Origin of the sequence: Rothia sp. HMSC067H10, from assembly GCF_001810635.1 — a bacterium.
In the GTDB taxonomy this organism is placed as follows: Bacteria; Actinomycetota; Actinomycetes; order Actinomycetales; family Micrococcaceae; genus Rothia; species Rothia dentocariosa.
The window spans coordinates 20,326-36,111 of the sequence record NZ_KV802312.1 but is presented as its reverse complement, the minus strand read 5'-3'; the positions used below and the strand labels follow the sequence as shown (position 1 = coordinate 36,111).

The window sequence follows — 15,786 nt, the reverse complement described above, 5'->3', positions numbered from 1 at the left end:
CACATCGTTCTGCTGTACAGGCCAGGGTACCTAAGTACCCCGCCGTTCAGTAAAAACTTGCCGCATGAGGGAAGATATTCCGTACTGTAAACACGGGCTCGCTTAGGGTTCTCGGGGGTGTACAAGAGACTGTATAGTGTTGGGAGATTATCTGACACGCGAAAGGACGCGCTATGGCACAGCCCAAACTCGGCGATGTTGCCGCCCGTGCCGGGGTTTCGCCCACGACAGTCTCGCGAGTGTTGAATAACCGCGGCTATTTGAGCCAAAAGACTCGTGACAAGGTTTTTGCGGCTATCCGCGAGCTAGGTTATCGCCCTAATGCCATTGCCCGTTCACTTCAGGAACGGCGTTCGCATATTATCGGGCTTATTTTTCCGACCGTGGCGCATCCTTTTTATGGGGAAATGGTGTATCGTTTGGAGTCGCGTTTGGCGAACGTGGGCTACCGGGTGATTCTGTGCAATAGCGATGAGCAGCCAGAGCTTGAGCACCGTTATTTAGATATGCTTTTTGCCCATCAGGTAGACGGAATTATTACCGGCTCTCATTCACAGGCCGTCGCGCAGCTTCCTCAAGTACAGGCGCCGCTGGTGGCTATCGATCGCCCCGAAACCGGCCCTTACCCCAATATTCGTTCCGATAATTATGCGGGGGCACGGCAAGCGACCGAGCATCTGATCGGCACTGGGGTGCGGCGTATACTGCACATTACCTCGACTCTGAGCGAACAGAATTTACGACAGAGAGGTTATGCGGATGCGCTTACCGCTGCTGGACTATCACCGGATTTTCTGGAGCTTGGGTTTCACGAGTCAGCGGAGTATCAGCGCAACATGCTGTACGAATACCTTGATGCGCATCGCTGCACCCAACCCGTTGAGGCGGTTTTCGCATCGAATGATACCTATGCGTCGCTCGCCTTGGCCTGGGCCCAGAGCCGCCGGGTGCAGGTGCCCGAAGATTTCCAGGTTATGGGTTTTGACGGCACGGATACGGTTCACACGCTTCTGCCCGAACTTGCGAGCGTAGTGCAGCCGATTGATGCTCTTGCCGAGCGTGCCGTTCGGCGCTTAACGGAGGCGATCGCAGCCGAGACTGAGGAAGATGCAGAACCCGCAGACGCTAGCGGCGGTGAGGATATTCTGCCGGTAACCCTGCGGTTGGGCGGCACGGTGCGACCTGCACGAGATTGAGTGTTGTGCATACACCGTGTCACTTGTCTAATATGCCCAAACGACCGCTACAGTTTTAAGGTATTTCCTCTCAAGTACTTCAGATAAAAAATACGTGTCTTGAGCACTCGCAATGTCAGAATTACGAGTGCTCAAGACACGCGGCGATGACTTGGATACGTTCTATGAGGAGGAGCCGACGAGCTCCCGCATCATGAAATGTCCCTCGTCGTCAGAGTCTTCTTCACGGACGGATACGCTGTGCTCATCATCCTGAGCGGTTTCAAGATTCATGGGATACAGCATGCCCATATAGGGGTCTCCCGAGGCGAAGGTGCCCATAGGAATGAACCCAAGACGCTCGTACAGAGCCGCACTGCGCGGGGTGGAAGCCTCCAAATATGCGGCGTTACCGTCAAAGCGGTCTATCGCGTGGCGCAGGAGCTCCGTTCCAACCCCAATACCCTGAGCGGTCTTCCGCACCGCAATCGTGTGCAGATACCAGTGCTTAAACTTCGGACGGTACTTGTGCAGTTCACGGTTCTCAGCCATCACATGCCGCATAGTCCGCGGTCCCAAGATCCTCATGAACTTCGCGTTATCTCGAAGCTCTTGTTTGACATCGGTCTGCTGATTTTCGGGGGAAAGCCACAGGGCGGTACCCAAAATCTTTCCGTCGAGATCAACGGCGACGTCTACGCAACCGCGAGGCATGTAGGTGCCTTCGAGCTGGACTTCAAAGCGGGCGCGCAGTTTATCTTTCTGCGGTTTTTCGCCCAAGACCTTGTGCATATAGGGGTCGTTCAGGAACGCCTCAGTGAGCGTATCAAGAACCTGCGATACTTCTTCTGGACGAGCTTGGCGGACGGTGTACGGGGTGGTATTCATGATGATCACCTTTCATGTGGTTGGGCAGTGGCTACCGGCTGGGCTGGGGTCTCATCCCCTCTCAATATCTGCATTTTTATGCAGAAAATACTGACTTATATAACGTTATCTAACTCACCAGGAGCGAACAAGGAGGTACAACACACCTTCGCACAGCCTCGCACCCCATTCAATGTAACTCAGAATTCTGCGAAACCATTGTCACCACAACGAAAACGTGGCACCTCATCAGAGATTTTCGTGATAGGGTGCCACACACTTTATGCACCTCTGAGCGTAAATTTATGTCTCGCTCAGTGAGATCTATGCCGAAGTTTTCTCTTTGAGACCAACTTGAAGTAGGTTGTCACCGACAGCAACCGAGGCACCCGGAGTTTGTGCATCACGTACGGCGGTGGTGAGTTTCTTCGCGTTGGTGATGACCAGCGGGGTCACCAGCACATACCCGGCATCCTTGATGGCGGGAATATCGAACTCGGCGAGAATATCGCCGCGTTTGACGGTATCACCCTTGGCAACCTTGGGGGTAAAGTGCTTGCCGTCCAGCTCGACGGTATCCATACCGATGTGCATGAGCAGATCCAGCCCGTCTTCGGTGCGCATGCCGTAGGCGTGACCGGTGGGAAATGCCACAGTAATCTTACCGTCGGCGGGCGCCAGCAGCTTACCTTCGGTGGGTTCCACGGCGGTTCCATCGCCGAGCGCACCGGATGCGAAGGTCGCATCCTTCACCTCGGCTAGCGGCACGACGGTCCCCACCAGGTGGGTGGTGAGTTCGGTCTTCTCACCCTCAATCTCGGGATCCTGAGCTGCCGCCGCGACGGTATCAGTCTTAGAAGCACCGTCCGCAGCGAGTACGGCAGCATCCGGCGAGGAAGCCTCACTGCGTGCCGCCTTCAGACCCCAGAAGTATGAGGCGGCAAAGGCGAGAGCGGTCGTCGCCAGCAAGCAGATAATGAAGCCAAGCCAACCGGCTCCAACCTGAGGATTAACGGAGGGAATACCCAGGTATCCGGCAGATCCAAGGGCCGATGCTTTAACACCCAAAATTGCTGAGAGTGCTCCGCCAAGACCAGCCGAAGCTATCGCGATATAGAAAGGCCAACGCAATACCAGGTTCACACCGAAAAGCGCGGGCTCGGTAATACCCAGGAATGCCGAAGGAGCCGAAGCCGAGGAACACCTTTGATTTTCTTGTTCTTGGTCGTCAGCGCGACGCCTGCCGCTGCTGCACCTTGCGCAACGTTGGAGATCGATGCAATCACGAAGATAAAGGAACCGCCGCTTGCCCAGAGCGAGGTTTCGATGGGTGGGAAGGACTGGTGCAGACCGGTTATTACGATGGGCGCGTAAAGCACACCAAAAATCAGCCCGCCGATGGGACCGGCGGCAGTGTATAACCAGTTCACGCCTTCACCCAGCCAAGTACCCAGCTGGAACATAGGCGGCCCCACCAGGAGGAAGGTGGCGAAGCCGGTAATAAGCAGGGTCAGGGTGGGGGTGAAAATAAAGTCGATTGTGCCCTTGAGAATCTTATGGAAGAATTTCTCGATATTCGCAAGGATAAAGGAGACCAGCAAGATAGGAAGCACGGTTCCCTGGTAACCCGCCTGCTGCACCTGAAGACCGAAAAGATCCCAGTACTTCATGGGGTCTGTACCCTCAGTGTGGGCGAGCGATGCCGCAACTTTATACCCATTCATCAGCGCGGGTGAGACCATAGCCGCACCCATCGTTAAGCCAAGGTAGGGGTTGCCTCCAAAGACCTTAGTTGCGGAGTATCCCACGAGCACGGGCAGGAAAGCGAAAGGCGCCGCCGAGAGCAGGTTCACGATATCTGCGAAGCCTTCCCAGGCGGGATACATTTCAATCAGGGGCTTTGGCCCAAAGATGTTCTTGGCGCGAAGGACGTTATCAAGCGCCATCAGCATACCGCCGCCGACCAGCACCGGGATCAGGGGGATAAAAATATCGGCAATGGTTTTGATGAAGCGGGAGAAGATATTTCCCTGATTTGCCGCAATAGATTTCAGATCATCTTTGCTGACCTCGGGGGCACCCGATGCCACCATATGCTTGAAGACTTCGTTGACATCGCCGGGGCCCACAATAATCTGGAACTGTCCGGCATTCAGGAAACTGCCTTTAAGGTCTTCGTCATTGTCAATAGCACTTTGATCAACGGAATCCTGGTTCTTCAAGACCAGGCGCAGACGAGTTGCGCAGTGAGCCGCCGCGCGGATGTTGTCCACGCCTCCGACATCCTGCAGCACGCGCTCTGCCACTGATTTGTGGTCCACGCTACTCTCCTTTGGATTGGCACCCCGAGGTGCTGTCTGTGTTAAAGGTGGTGAAAAATCACCGTTTCGTGATATGTCAATCGCTTGACATGTTAGCATGCAGTATACCCGAAGATAAGAGCCCGGGACCATGAAATCCCAGGCTCCTGCACAATATATTTTTCTACTTATGAAACTCTCTGATGGGTCTAGTTTTTTCGGGCATACTCCAGCGAAAGAACCTTCCCGCCGGTCAGGCGAACGCGGCGTTTCTCACCTTTGAAAAAGGTGCGGGCACTAAATACCTCTGCACCCAGCGAAGCCGCAAGCTTACCGCCCACGAAGAGTTCGGCAGCCGAGCCATCGACGAGCAGCTCGAACTGGCGGGTCTTAGCACGTTTGAGGGTGCGGCGGCGCAGGCTGCCTCCCTCGGTGTAGCGGGTTCCGCCGCGATCCATCTGCACGAAATCCTGATCCAGTACGATACTCAGCGCCACGCCGTGCGTATCCTTAATCTTGATTTTCACGCGCTCATCGGCAACGTTCACGCGGCCGCGCAGACGGAAGACGCGCGCGTCCTTGAGCTCTTTGAGCTTACCTTTCTCGTCTGGCTCGATTGGCTGAAGCGGCATGGCGTCGTCAAGCTGAGGCACAGGACGCTGATAGAGCTTACCATCGCGCAAGTGCAGTTCGCGGGGGAAGGTCATCATATGCACCCAGCGCTTCGACCAGGACGGCTGGTCGTCCTGCTCGGCATTGCCGAACCAAGCGATCATCACAGTTTCGTCGTGGGGCGCATCCTGAGCCGCTGAGGTTCCGGTGCCCGAGATAGTCTGCGGGGCGTAGAATTCGAAGCCTGCATCCAGCTCGGTAAAGGGGGTTTCTACCTTGAATTTGAGGGTTTTCGGGTTGAACTTACCCACAATATAACCGCTCTGGTAGATGTTGAGGTACTTCTCCCCCATCGGCTTCAAACCCTGCGGGCTGAAGATGAGCACATCCCGCATCTCGCCGGTAACTTCGTCACGCAGCTGCAGCAGAGAAGGGCACTCGAACATGTAGCATTTCTCAAGTTCTTTAGCTTTGATGCCCAGCTCGCCCTTGAATTTCCAGTCGCGGCGATCTTTCGAGGTGTACACGACCACGGCACCGGTCTTATCTTTGCGCTGCGCGCCGATGACCATCCACCATTTTCCGTCACGCTCAAATACGTGAGGGTCACGATAATGAGCCGTGTAACCATCGTGAGGACCAGAAATAAGCGGCGGAAGCTGGCGAACGGGGCTCGCATCTTTACCTGCGGTGGCAAGAATCTGGTAAGCTTCACGCTTATTCTTAGAGTCTTTGACGTTGCCCGTGTAGAAGAACTCGAAACCGCCCTTCACGCGAATACCCGAGCCCGAGTAGCATCCGTGGGAGTCGTAGCGGGTATTCGGAACCAGCGCAGTCCCCACGTCTTTCCAGTCTACGAGGTTGGTGCTCACGGCGTGGCGCCAGTACACTTTGCGTTCGGGGTGAAGCGGCGAGTACTGGTAGAAGGCGTGGTAGTTGTGCCCATCATAGACCAGCCCGTTGGGGTCATTCAGTCTTCCTACCGGAGGCGCTAAATGCAACGCAGGATAGTCGCGGTCAGATCGAACAGCAGCGCCGAAGGTATCCAGAACGTCTTGTGCCTCAAGGGCTAGGTCTCGTTCGGGGCGCGCTTTCGATGCGTTCTTTGAGGTCTTGGTTTTCTTCGGGCTCATGGTCTCGATCTTTTCAACTCTCAGATATCTGTGCTCTGCTCCCCCGGCTGTTGGCAATATACCTCTGCGTGGGGGTTCAAGCGTTTATCATACCAGCCCATGAGCGTCCTCCCTAGGGTCATGCGCCTTTTATTGTCCGATGTACAGGCAGACTCAGCATCGCCACAGCTGGCGTACAGCTTAAAGGTTTCTCCGGGGTTAGATCCCTTCCTGCGTATTGTAAGAACAACACGTTTCGTGTTTAAGGATTCAAAAGCCGCTGGGCGGCGCATCCGTAGTGGATGCGCCGCCCAGCGTAATAAGAATCGAAAAGAAATCGATTACTTGAGGGTAACGGTTGCGCCTGCGCCCTCAAGCTGCTCCTTAGCCTTCTCAGCGTCTTCCTTGGAAGCACCTTCGAGGATGGGCTTGGGTGCGCCGTCAACGAGGTCCTTTGCTTCCTTCAGGCCGAGGGAGGTCAGGGCACGAACTTCCTTAATCACGGCGATCTTCTTGTCGCCAGCGGATTCGAGGATAACGTCGAATTCGGACTTCTCTTCAGCAGCTTCGCCGCCGCCAGCGCCGCCTGCTACAACTGCAACGGGAGCTGCAGCGGTAACGTCGAACTCTTCCTCAAATGCCTTAACGAACTCAGAAACCTCTACGAGGGACAGTTCCTTGAAAGCTGCAATGAGTTCTTCGATGGACAGCTTAGCCATGTGTGGCTCCTTCACTATCAGGTGCGGGTCTTGCCCGCGGTCTGGTTTATTAGTACCCTGCCCGGGCGGGCGGGTTGAAGTTTTGGTGCGTTTTCACGCGGTGAGGTGCGGGGAGCTTATGCTTCCTCCGAAGCCTCCTCGGCTGCAGCGGGGGCTGCGCCTTCCTGCTCTTCCAGCTTGACGCGCAGTGCATCCACAGCCTGGGCAACGCGGGCAATAGCAGCCTTTGCGCCACCGGCAACCTTGGACAGCAGAACCTCGCGAGATTCGAGGTCAGCGTAGCGCTTCACATCGTCCTCGGTCAGGGTTTCACCCTCGTAGTAACCGGTCTTCACGATAAGCTGGGGGTTTGCCTTGGCAAAGTCACGCAGTCCCTTAGCAGCATCAACGAGGTCACCCTTGATGAATGCCAGCGCGGAAGGACCCTGAAGCTGACCCTCAAACGAGTTGATGCCAACTTCCTTTGCTGCAATAGCAGCAAGCGTGTTCTTCACCACGGCGTATTCGGTCTCAGCACCGAGTGCACGGCGCAGCTCCTTGAGCTGTGCCACCGTGAGACCGCGGTATTCGGTCAGGATGACTGCGTTCGAGGCTTCGAAGAGTTCCTTCAGCTCGGATACTGCAGCGATCTTTTCCTGAGTCGCCATGGTAGTTCCTTCTTCCGATTCTTGTAAGGTCGCCGAATAAGTGCAGTATTTGGGGCAATAAAAAATGCCCCGACGCGCAGACGTACGAGGCAGACAGCATGAAAATGCATCCGCATAGGATGCAACTGTCACATCGGGCACCTGCGCGGGCGGCGATTTCCCGATAGGAAATCTGCTCTTATCAGAGATTATGCTGTATTTCGTGACAGTAAGATACCGAAATTTGCACAGCACACAGCTCTAGACCGGCGGTCTTTGGTCTAATCATCATGACAGGTTAAATCGACAAAAGCAAGTTAAACCCTATTACCCGGGTTCAGTCCGTTGTCGCCTCTGTAAGAATCACCTGACTATCTATGTGAGAGCCACGTAGGCACAGGAGAGGCTTATACCTTTTGGAGTTTACGCTCTACATCTAGGACGTGTTCGTGTGCTTGGTCCACGGATAGAGGTTTAACCCCTATTTGGTCCCAGCGTTTGAGCATCGACTCAAAGAGTCTGCCCTGTTCCTTTCCCTGAGGCTCTTCAAAATACCCAATCACAGGGGTATCTTCAGAAAGGTGAAGCATCTTCTTATCAGCTCCCTGCAAAACCGACACGTTACCTTCACGGACCTCATTCATATCAGCAATAAAAGCTTTGAGGCGGTTGCGGAACTCTGCGCTGGGGGCAGCCAAGAATGAGAAAGCGCTGCTGAGTTCAGTGTAGTTTTCTCCTAGTACCGCCAAGTCAACAGTTGCAGAATCCCCAAGAATATCTATTTTTGGCTTCTTCTGAAGATATTGGTCGATAATAACTGAATTTTCATATTCTTCACGAACGATACCGCGCACACGAGTAAGGTTTTGCGCACGAGCCTCATGTGAACGATCAATTATCCGCTGATATAGGTCATCTGCAATAGCTTGTGCAGAAATACCAGCAGCTGGACGAGCCGGGTCAATCTGAAGAATACCGTGCCCCTGCCTGCGAGCGCGTTCCACGAACCCGCTCACGGTCGAAGTGGGGTCCAAATCCGACTGAGTCGCTGATCTTAACTTCAGATCTTCCTTCAAACCGTTGAGAGAGGCCAGAAATTCTTTGCGTGGTCCGCCGATATTCGGAATATCGGAAACCTTGGTCACGAACCTGCTTGCAGAATCAGTGTTCTGTTCATCGGCGACGATCACACCGACACCGACCGTATCGGGGCGCACGGCGTCGGGAACATACCGAACAGTCCAGTAGCGATACAGCATCAGTCTTTCTCTCCTCCTCTCAGTGGCTCGTCTGATTCATGTGGTGCGTGAGACGTTCTATCGTGTAGCCTTTTCGCCCCAGCACATAGCGAAGTATTTCGTCCATACCTTGCTCTGACTGATTCCATTCAGACGGAATCATGTCAATAATATGATGCAGGTCTGAATATTCTAACGCGTCCACCGCGTTGATGGCTGCCTGCCAGTTATCTTTTTTGATATGCCCCGGGATTGCAGGTATTTCGGTCCTTCCAGCTAACTGATGAAAACTGATAAGTTGACGTCCTGGCGGCTCCTGTGAATCGAACCAGTAGCCGTGGTCAAAAGAAAATATCTGGAAATCATTCTCCTGCTTATACAACACCTGTATATCCACGGCATTGCAAAGATACCAGAGAGCAACCAGCCTAGGAATACGTTCTTGGTTACCGTCACGGTTCAAATGATCCAGAGTATCCTTCTCTTGTGCAGTCTGAACCACACGCGATCCAAAAAGCGGTGCATCCGATATTTCCTTACCCTCAAATGATGTCCCCGCAAATTCTTCAGGATTGACTATTGCCCACTCACACACGGGAGCACCAATAGCTCGACCAACTTCGGCAGAAACGATTTCATTCACCACCGTATCCTCGTTGATACTTAGCTCAAAACTCTTGCACCAGTATTCCTGCTCATCATCGCATCTGCAAAGCACTGGACGTTCCCCCGTATTCGCCATGCGAATCAGATACCGCATTGTTACTCGGTGGGGCAACGTGGCATCGGAGATCATCTTCTAGAATTCTCAAACTATATACAAGTCTAACAATTTCCTAGTGTCTCATAGATAGTGCCGCATACCGTCGGCAAAGATAAAACAGCGATGCGGGGGAACCTGCACCTGTACCCGTTCCCCCGATGTAAGGACGGGTAGGGCAAGCGCATCCGGCTCAAAAAATTCGAGGGGCTGCCCACCGGGAACCTGCAGAGGAAATCGCGCCGAACCGTCATGCGACGCGGCATATAAAGTCACCTCTGCCTGTGTTACAGCACGGTAGAGTGTGCCGCCCACCTGCGGGAGTACGCTCCGAATTTGCACCGGTATCGTATTCTCTGTGGGGTTCTCAACAATGCCCTCTACACGCCGCAGCGAGGTTGCACGCACATAGAGCGAAGCCCCTTCCGGAAGATGCTGCCCCTCCGTGAGAGTCAGTTCGTTCAGAGCTGGCGATGCTGTCAGCCGCACCGCCTGCAGCGTATGCGGATTTGCCAGCAGATGCTCGGGAGTATCGACCTGCACCAGGTACCCGGCATCCATGACCGCCACGCGCTGCCCAAGCTGCAGCGCCTCATTCTGATCATGCGTCACGTACAGCCCCGTGAATTTGTACTCGGCGTGCAGACGCACAATATCCGCCCGAATACTTGCGCTCAGTTCCTCATCAACACTCGCCAGCGGCTCATCGAAAAGAACCACAGGTGCTTTGCGGATGAGGGCGCGCGCAATACCCACACGCTGCGCCTGCCCGCCTGAGAGTTCCTGGGGTTTGCGGTGCTGAAGCTCGCCAATCTGGAGCGCATCCATAAGATCCGTATAGTAATTTTTATCGACCTTTTGGCGGTAGCCGCGCAGGGTAGTTGGAAAAAGAATATTCTTACGAACCGACAGATGCGGGTACAGAATCGGGTGCTGAAAAACGAACCCTACCTGCCCGGCACTCAACGGCTGACCCGCATAAGTAATGCGCCCGGCGTTGGCTTCCTCAAGCCCCGCAATAATACGCAAAAGCGTAGACTTACCGGTTCCGGATGCACCCACCAGCGACACCATCTCGCCCGGCTCCACCTCAAGGTCGATCTCACGCAGAACATGAGTATCCGTCCCAAAACTCTTCGCGACACCACGAATCTGAAGCCCCCCGTGAGTCGTCGTTGAGGAAGGCTGAGGTGTTGAACCTTGAGTTGTCATGCTTCTATTATGACGTCCCGGCGTTCTACCCGAAAAGCAGCGCTACAGCCCGCACGTTCCTGAGGATCCGTGTTCGATGAAGCTACCGCGCTAAAAGCCTGCCGCGTATCGCCAGCATCAGCATCCCGAGCCAAAGCACCGCGATCAGTGCGGTGCCAAGAATCCACAGCGCCCAGCCAAGCTGCACGAGCTGAGAAACCGCGACCAGGTGCATTCCGGTGCCCGCCATAGCACCCAATCCGAAGGAGAATCCCCACAGACTCATGGTGTACCCGGCCTTGAGAACCCACGGCACTAAGCGAAGCAGGAACAGCAGCTGAAGCACCCCGTAACCCGTGAGCGCTAGGAAAACCCAGTCCACGTGCCCGCCATTAGCTGCCAGATAGGCATTACCGCCCACAAACGGAGGGGCCAGCTGAACCCCTATAATGCCGCGTACTGCAGGATCCAATGCAGGTTCGGTGCGCAGGCGGCCCAGGATTGCAGCCTCCACGCTAAACCACGAGAGAAGACCCATACCGAAGAACAGCATCGCCCAGTCGCGGTGTCCCAGCGCCCCTAACCCAGACGCGGAAGCAAAGTTCGCGGCCACCGTTGGCAGGTAGATGACCGGGGTTGTCGCCGCAACTGTATGCGTTCCACGCCAGAGTCCGGCGGTGCGGTACATCGAAAATGCCAGCTGCCCCAGCACACCGATAAGAATCAATGCATACCCGAGCGGTGCCGCATAGGGGTACGCGGATATCCCAACCTCAATGGTGGTGACCGGAACCAGCGCCAAGAAGCAGCACATCACGAGGTCTCGAAGTTCGCTCTGGAGCGCATCGCGACGGGTTATAAGTTTGACGGCAAACGCCGCGATCAGCGCCAGCCAGGTTGCCGAGGCGAGCGCCAGTATACTCTCTCCTGCCCAGGACGGTACCAAATTTGCGGTGGCACCGTACCGCCACGACAGCCCCAGCGCACTCGTTCCCAGCGCTACCGAAAAATAGCTCGTCGGAATAGGGAACGGTTTTGTGGTGGTGGGCGTACCCAAAGGTACGGAATGCGCGGCGGCAGTACTCATGTAATCCTCCCGGGTTATATGCACAGTATACGGCGGCGCTCGCCCCTTCAAGAGCGATGCGAAGATCGTGTGTCAGCGTTTTAACGCCACGAAGCATAAGGGGAAAGAAGCTCCGTTTATTCCCGGCGGCTTCATCCAGAATAGATATGTCGGCAGAACCGCTGGGAAATACCATGGGAGCGGAAATATGGATCGGAAGCGTGTTCCTCTAAGCCTGCTTCAGGCTGGGTGGTTCTTCTACAAATCTTGTGGGATACGGTGCCAGAATAAAGAAAACCCGCCGCCCGTGCGTGCAATACGCATGGGCGACGGGTTCTTTCACGTCTGAGAAGCCCACAGGCTTCCTAGAATCCCAGCCTTAGGCTGCAGCCGAAACTACGGATGCGGGATCAACCGGAATACCGGGGCCGAAGGTGGTCGCAACGGTAGCCTTCGAGATGTAGCGACCCTTAGCCGAGGAAGGCTTCAAACGGTTGATCTCTTCCAGAGCGGCGTTGAAGTTCTCTTCCAGCTGCTGAGCAGAGAAGGAAGCCTTGCCGATAATGAAGTGCAGGTTCGAGTTGCGATCAACGCGGAAGTCGATCTTACCGCCCTTGATGTCTGCAACAGCCTTCTCAACGTCCATGGTCACGGTGCCGGTCTTGGGGTTCGGCATGAGGTTACGGGGACCCAGAACCTTACCTAGGCGACCAACTTTGCCCATCATATCGGGGGTTGCAACTGCCGCATCGAAGTCGGTCCAGCCGCCAGCGATCTTAGCGATCAGTTCGTCCGACCCCACGAAGTCAGCGCCCGCTGCCTCAGCTGCGGCAGCCTTATCGCCAGCTGCGATAACAACCACGCGAGCGGTCTTACCGGTGCCATTGGGCAGGTTCACGGTGCCGCGAACCATCTGATCGGCTTTACGGGGGTCAACCGAGAGGCGCAGAGCCACCTCAACGGTTGCATCAGTTTTAGCGGAGGAAGTCTCCTTCGCCAAGGCTACTGCCTCAGCGGGGGTGTAGAGTTTACCCTCTTCAATCTTGGCTTCAGCCGCCTTGTACGCCTTGCTGCGCTTTGCCATCTGCTTATCTCCTTATGCAGTTGTGGTCTCGTGAGCCGCGCTCGACTCTGCCACATCCCACGCTCAAACGTGGGCATTTACAAGTTAAAATGCGGAAAACCGCGGTGCCGAAAACGGCTTAATTACTCGACGGTAATACCCATGGAACGAGCGGTACCGGCAACGATCTTAGTTGCGGCGTCTAGGTCGTTCGCATTCAGGTCGGGCATCTTGGTCTCAGCAATTTCGCGTGCCTGAGCCTCGGTAATAGAACCAACCTTCGTGGTGTGGGGAACAGCCGAGCCCTTAGCAACGCCAGCAGCCTTCTTGATAAGCTCAGCAGCCGGAGGGGTCTTCGTGATAAAGGTGAAGGAACGATCCTCGTATACGGTAATTTCAACGGGGATCACGTTACCGCGCTGCGATTCGGTAGCAGCGTTGTATGCCTTGCAGAACTCCATGATGTTCACGCCGTGCGAGCCCAGTGCCGGGCCGACGGGCGGAGCCGGGTTAGCGGCGCCTGCCTGGATCTGCAGCTTAATAAGGCCGGTGACCTTCTTCTTGGGAGCCAATGTTAGGTCCTTTTCTTAGCTGGGAAACTGACGTACAGGAGCGTACGCCAGCAGACGGTGACCGTGGCGCGGTCACCCGTGCGGGCGCATGAAAGCGTGAGCATGCGCATACACAAACGAATATTCTAGCGTTAAAGCAGCTTTAAATCCACCGGAATTTCTTGCAACGAGCCTTTTAGCCGAGGGCTTGCTCTCTAGGATGCAGAGACGAAGTGCGCACCTGACCTGGTTAGCTTGGAGTGCACGCAGGTTCAGGAAAACTCTTGGTTATCACAGAACTCGAAGGTGTACCGTTTTTGCGGACAACGGTACACCTTCGTATCTATGAGCATGATGTTACGACTAAAGCACTGTGAGCATTGAAAATGGGGCTTCCACCACCGCTCACGATTACAGCTACCCAGGGTTATTTTTAATGTTTTGCAGTCGAGAAAGCATATCTGCACGTTGTTCTTCGGTCAAAGGAGCAGGAGCGTTTCCGCGCTGAGATTTGATGGTATTTACACGATTAATCAGCTCTGGAATGCGGGGATAGTACACGCCGGGACATAACCTACTAACGACATCCCGATGTCCGATGATATAGAGCGTATGTCCAATCTTGGTTTCAATATCTACGATAAGTTCGGCAAGGGTTGCAAAGTCATCGGAGTCGGCCTCAGGGCGGTTCTCGACTCCGATTGAGGCAACGTTCATATTCCAGTTACCCGCATGAAGCGCTACATCCTCGTTTTCTGCGATCTGCGCTACGCGACCGCCCTCCGAAACATAGTGTGCGGAAACTTTATTGTTATTTTTGCACAAAAAATTCACATTGCTATCAAAAGACAGTCCTTTTTTATCATCCCACCAGTGAACAACAAGGAAGAAAATATCGTTGACCTGGCGGTAATTTTTATGACGATTCTCGGTTTTACGGTTCGTCAAAAGCTCATAACTCATCTATTTCTCCTTATCTCTGTCCGCTCACATGGCGAAGCGATTTTCAAGGCGGGAGTATTCTCTATGGCAGACACTACCCACCCTGCCATTTCACCCTTCCAGATGCAAGGAATTTATCATGCTAATATATAACGTTTATTCGGTGAGTATTCTAAATTTTTAGAGTTCTCTTAAACATAATGAAAGGCTCTTTATTCAATATAAAGAGCCTTTCATATAGTGAAAAACAAAAGATTAGATCTTTTCGATCTGATTGAATTCCAGGGTCACCGGAGTATCGCGCTCGAAGACCGAAATCAGGGTTACGACCTGCTGCGACTCCGGCTTGATCTCGGAGATAGTAGCATCCATTCCCTCGAACGGGCCGGACTTCACGCGCACATTCTCGCCCACCGTGTAATCGGATTCCACTACGGGCTGCGGGGTCGGCAGTCCCTTGCTCTGCTGGTCTTCCTCGAACACGGGCAGGAGCATGTCGAAAACTTCATCCATGCGCAGCGGCACCGGGTTGTATGCATCCTGACCTACGAAACCGGTCACGCCGGGAGTGTGGCGCACCACGCCCCACGAGTGGTCGGTCAGATCCATACGCACCAGCACATAACCGGGCACACGCACGCGACGAATAGTCTTTTTGACCGTGTTCTTGTATTCGACGACGGTCTCCATTGGAACCTGAACCTCGAAAATTTCGTCCTCGGCCTCAAGGTTCTGGATGCGGGTCTCGATACCGGTTTTCACCTTGTTTTCGTAACCCGAGTAGGTGTGCACCACGTACCAGTCGCCAATCTGGCGGCGCAGCTTCGCTTTGAACTCTTCGAGAGGGCTTACAGTGCTCTCATCGGGTGCGTTCTCGGCAGCGACGGGCGCATCGGCGGTTTCTGCCTCAACAGACTCGGTATCAACCGCAGCCTCGACTGACTCAGTCTCTTCAAGTTCGGGTACCTGTTCCTGCTCGGACACGTCGCTCCTACTTTCTTTACATCGTGAATCTAACCCCACACCGGGGGCTCAATAAATAGTACGGGTATAAGCGCGGATGCGCCTTATGAAGACTATCGCCCGCCTTGATTAGGTGACAGAGTTCCGTTACCGAATACCCAGAAGGATCCCTGACCGAAAACCCAGTCAAGCCCCGAAATGAACAAAATCATGAAAACAACAAAGAAAAGAACGCCGAAGAAGTAAATGGCGAGTTCTTTGCGAGTGGGGGTGGTAACCTTTTTCAACTCCGAGATAACTTCGCGGAGGAAACGGAACATACGACCAAAGACGCCAGGTTGAACGTCATCAGAAATATCTGTATCTGTGGTCTTCACAGTGGCAGTTTTAGCCATTTTCGCTGCCCCTTTCTACGTCTAGTTGCGCATCCTATACGATGCCAGAACACTTCATCGAGGCACTAGCAGGGCGGACAGGACTCGAACCTGCAACCTGCGGTTTTGGAGACCGCTGCTCTACCAATTGAGCCACCGCCCTTCGAAGCATAAACTTCGTCGGTCGTGGATTACTCCACGTGTTTACATCCTCGAATGCCTCGTAG

General features: G+C 54.3%; 16 protein-coding genes and 1 tRNA gene. 1 reads left to right on the top strand and 16 read right to left on the bottom strand.

Features of this window, described 5'->3' with window-relative positions; translation table 11 throughout:
• Positions 1-173 precede the first annotated feature (173 nt).
• Complete coding sequence (locus HMPREF2756_RS05400; protein ID WP_070619115.1) at positions 174-1,196, top strand: LacI family DNA-binding transcriptional regulator; 1,023 nt, start codon at positions 174-176, stop codon at positions 1,194-1,196.
• Positions 1,197-1,358: 162 nt separating this feature from the next.
• Here the strand turns inward: HMPREF2756_RS05400 and HMPREF2756_RS05395 are convergent, their stop codons facing one another.
• The 16 genes from HMPREF2756_RS05395 to HMPREF2756_RS05325 all read right to left on the bottom strand — a co-directional run bounded on the left by HMPREF2756_RS05395 (position 1,359) and on the right by HMPREF2756_RS05325 (position 15,722).
• Entirely contained in the window at positions 1,359-2,063 is a 705-nt protein-coding gene (locus HMPREF2756_RS05395; protein WP_070619112.1) for a GNAT family N-acetyltransferase, read from the bottom strand.
• A 303-nt stretch (positions 2,064-2,366) separates the two neighbouring features.
• Entirely contained in the window at positions 2,367-3,173 is an 807-nt protein-coding gene (locus tag HMPREF2756_RS11485) for a PTS sugar transporter subunit IIA (protein WP_246825855.1), read from the bottom strand.
• Positions 3,174-3,181: 8 nt separating this feature from the next.
• Complete coding sequence (locus tag HMPREF2756_RS11480) at positions 3,182-4,363, bottom strand: PTS transporter subunit EIIC (RefSeq protein ID WP_246825854.1); 1,182 nt, start codon at positions 4,361-4,363, stop codon at positions 3,182-3,184.
• A gap of 188 nt (positions 4,364-4,551) precedes the next feature.
• Entirely contained in the window at positions 4,552-6,087 is a 1,536-nt protein-coding gene (locus HMPREF2756_RS05385) for a glycoside hydrolase family 32 protein (RefSeq protein WP_070619108.1), read from the bottom strand.
• Positions 6,088-6,407: 320 nt separating this feature from the next.
• Positions 6,408-6,785, bottom strand: a complete 378-nt coding sequence (gene rplL / locus HMPREF2756_RS05380) for a 50S ribosomal protein L7/L12 (RefSeq protein WP_070619105.1) — start codon at positions 6,783-6,785, stop codon at positions 6,408-6,410.
• A gap of 116 nt (positions 6,786-6,901) precedes the next feature.
• Positions 6,902-7,432, bottom strand: a complete 531-nt coding sequence (gene rplJ / locus HMPREF2756_RS05375; protein WP_004005327.1) for a 50S ribosomal protein L10 — start codon at positions 7,430-7,432, stop codon at positions 6,902-6,904.
• A gap of 386 nt (positions 7,433-7,818) precedes the next feature.
• Positions 7,819-8,670 carry a hypothetical protein gene (locus HMPREF2756_RS05370; RefSeq protein ID WP_070619102.1) on the bottom strand — a complete coding sequence of 284 codons (852 nt, stop codon included), beginning with the start codon at positions 8,668-8,670 and terminating at the stop codon, positions 7,819-7,821.
• A gap of 19 nt (positions 8,671-8,689) precedes the next feature.
• A complete protein-coding gene (locus HMPREF2756_RS05365) occupies positions 8,690-9,445 on the bottom strand; it encodes a HipA family kinase (protein ID WP_141747827.1) in 756 nt (251 codons plus the stop codon).
• Positions 9,446-9,493: 48 nt separating this feature from the next.
• A complete protein-coding gene (locus HMPREF2756_RS05360; protein WP_070619097.1) occupies positions 9,494-10,621 on the bottom strand; it encodes an ABC transporter ATP-binding protein in 1,128 nt (375 codons plus the stop codon).
• Between the two features lie 82 nt (positions 10,622-10,703).
• A complete protein-coding gene (tehA, locus tag HMPREF2756_RS05355; protein ID WP_070619096.1) occupies positions 10,704-11,687 on the bottom strand; it encodes a dicarboxylate transporter/tellurite-resistance protein TehA in 984 nt (327 codons plus the stop codon).
• A 358-nt stretch (positions 11,688-12,045) separates the two neighbouring features.
• Positions 12,046-12,750 (bottom strand): 50S ribosomal protein L1, encoded by a 705-nt coding sequence (rplA, locus tag HMPREF2756_RS05350; RefSeq protein ID WP_070449081.1) that lies wholly within the window; start codon positions 12,748-12,750, stop codon positions 12,046-12,048.
• 122 nt (positions 12,751-12,872) lie between these two features.
• Positions 12,873-13,301 (bottom strand): 50S ribosomal protein L11, encoded by a 429-nt coding sequence (gene rplK, locus HMPREF2756_RS05345; RefSeq protein WP_004005333.1) that lies wholly within the window; start codon positions 13,299-13,301, stop codon positions 12,873-12,875.
• A 396-nt stretch (positions 13,302-13,697) separates the two neighbouring features.
• Positions 13,698-14,243: a peptidoglycan recognition protein family protein gene (locus HMPREF2756_RS05340; RefSeq protein WP_004005334.1), complete on the bottom strand. Its 546-nt coding sequence runs from the start codon at positions 14,241-14,243 to the stop codon at positions 13,698-13,700.
• 234 nt (positions 14,244-14,477) lie between these two features.
• Positions 14,478-15,206 carry a transcription termination/antitermination protein NusG gene (gene nusG, locus HMPREF2756_RS05335; protein ID WP_037231160.1) on the bottom strand — a complete coding sequence of 243 codons (729 nt, stop codon included), beginning with the start codon at positions 15,204-15,206 and terminating at the stop codon, positions 14,478-14,480.
• Between the two features lie 92 nt (positions 15,207-15,298).
• Positions 15,299-15,580: a preprotein translocase subunit SecE gene (secE, locus tag HMPREF2756_RS05330; protein WP_004005336.1), complete on the bottom strand. Its 282-nt coding sequence runs from the start codon at positions 15,578-15,580 to the stop codon at positions 15,299-15,301.
• Between the two features lie 69 nt (positions 15,581-15,649).
• Positions 15,650-15,722 (bottom strand) — tRNA-Trp (locus HMPREF2756_RS05325).
• Positions 15,723-15,786 lie beyond the last annotated feature (64 nt).

What these genes read in the sequence shown, in the direction of transcription:
- HMPREF2756_RS05400 (WP_070619115.1), top strand. Translation starts at nt 174, where the DNA reads ATGGCACAGCCCAAACTCGGCGATGTTGCCGCCCGTGCCGGGGTTTCG.
- HMPREF2756_RS05395 (WP_070619112.1), bottom strand. Translation starts at nt 2,063, where the DNA reads ATGAATACCACCCCGTACACCGTCCGCCAAGCTCGTCCAGAAGAAGTA.
- HMPREF2756_RS05385 (WP_070619108.1), bottom strand. Translation starts at nt 6,087, where the DNA reads ATGAGCCCGAAGAAAACCAAGACCTCAAAGAACGCATCGAAAGCGCGC.
- rplL (WP_070619105.1), bottom strand. Translation starts at nt 6,785, where the DNA reads ATGGCTAAGCTGTCCATCGAAGAACTCATTGCAGCTTTCAAGGAACTG.
- rplJ (WP_004005327.1), bottom strand. Translation starts at nt 7,432, where the DNA reads ATGGCGACTCAGGAAAAGATCGCTGCAGTATCCGAGCTGAAGGAACTC.
- HMPREF2756_RS05370 (WP_070619102.1), bottom strand. Translation starts at nt 8,670, where the DNA reads ATGCTGTATCGCTACTGGACTGTTCGGTATGTTCCCGACGCCGTGCGC.
- HMPREF2756_RS05365 (WP_141747827.1), bottom strand. Translation starts at nt 9,445, where the DNA reads ATGATCTCCGATGCCACGTTGCCCCACCGAGTAACAATGCGGTATCTG.
- HMPREF2756_RS05360 (WP_070619097.1), bottom strand. Translation starts at nt 10,621, where the DNA reads ATGACAACTCAAGGTTCAACACCTCAGCCTTCCTCAACGACGACTCAC.
- tehA (WP_070619096.1), bottom strand. Translation starts at nt 11,687, where the DNA reads ATGAGTACTGCCGCCGCGCATTCCGTACCTTTGGGTACGCCCACCACC.
- rplA (WP_070449081.1), bottom strand. Translation starts at nt 12,750, where the DNA reads ATGGCAAAGCGCAGCAAGGCGTACAAGGCGGCTGAAGCCAAGATTGAA.
- HMPREF2756_RS05340 (WP_004005334.1), bottom strand. Translation starts at nt 14,243, where the DNA reads ATGAGTTATGAGCTTTTGACGAACCGTAAAACCGAGAATCGTCATAAA.
- secE (WP_004005336.1), bottom strand. Translation starts at nt 15,580, where the DNA reads ATGGCTAAAACTGCCACTGTGAAGACCACAGATACAGATATTTCTGAT.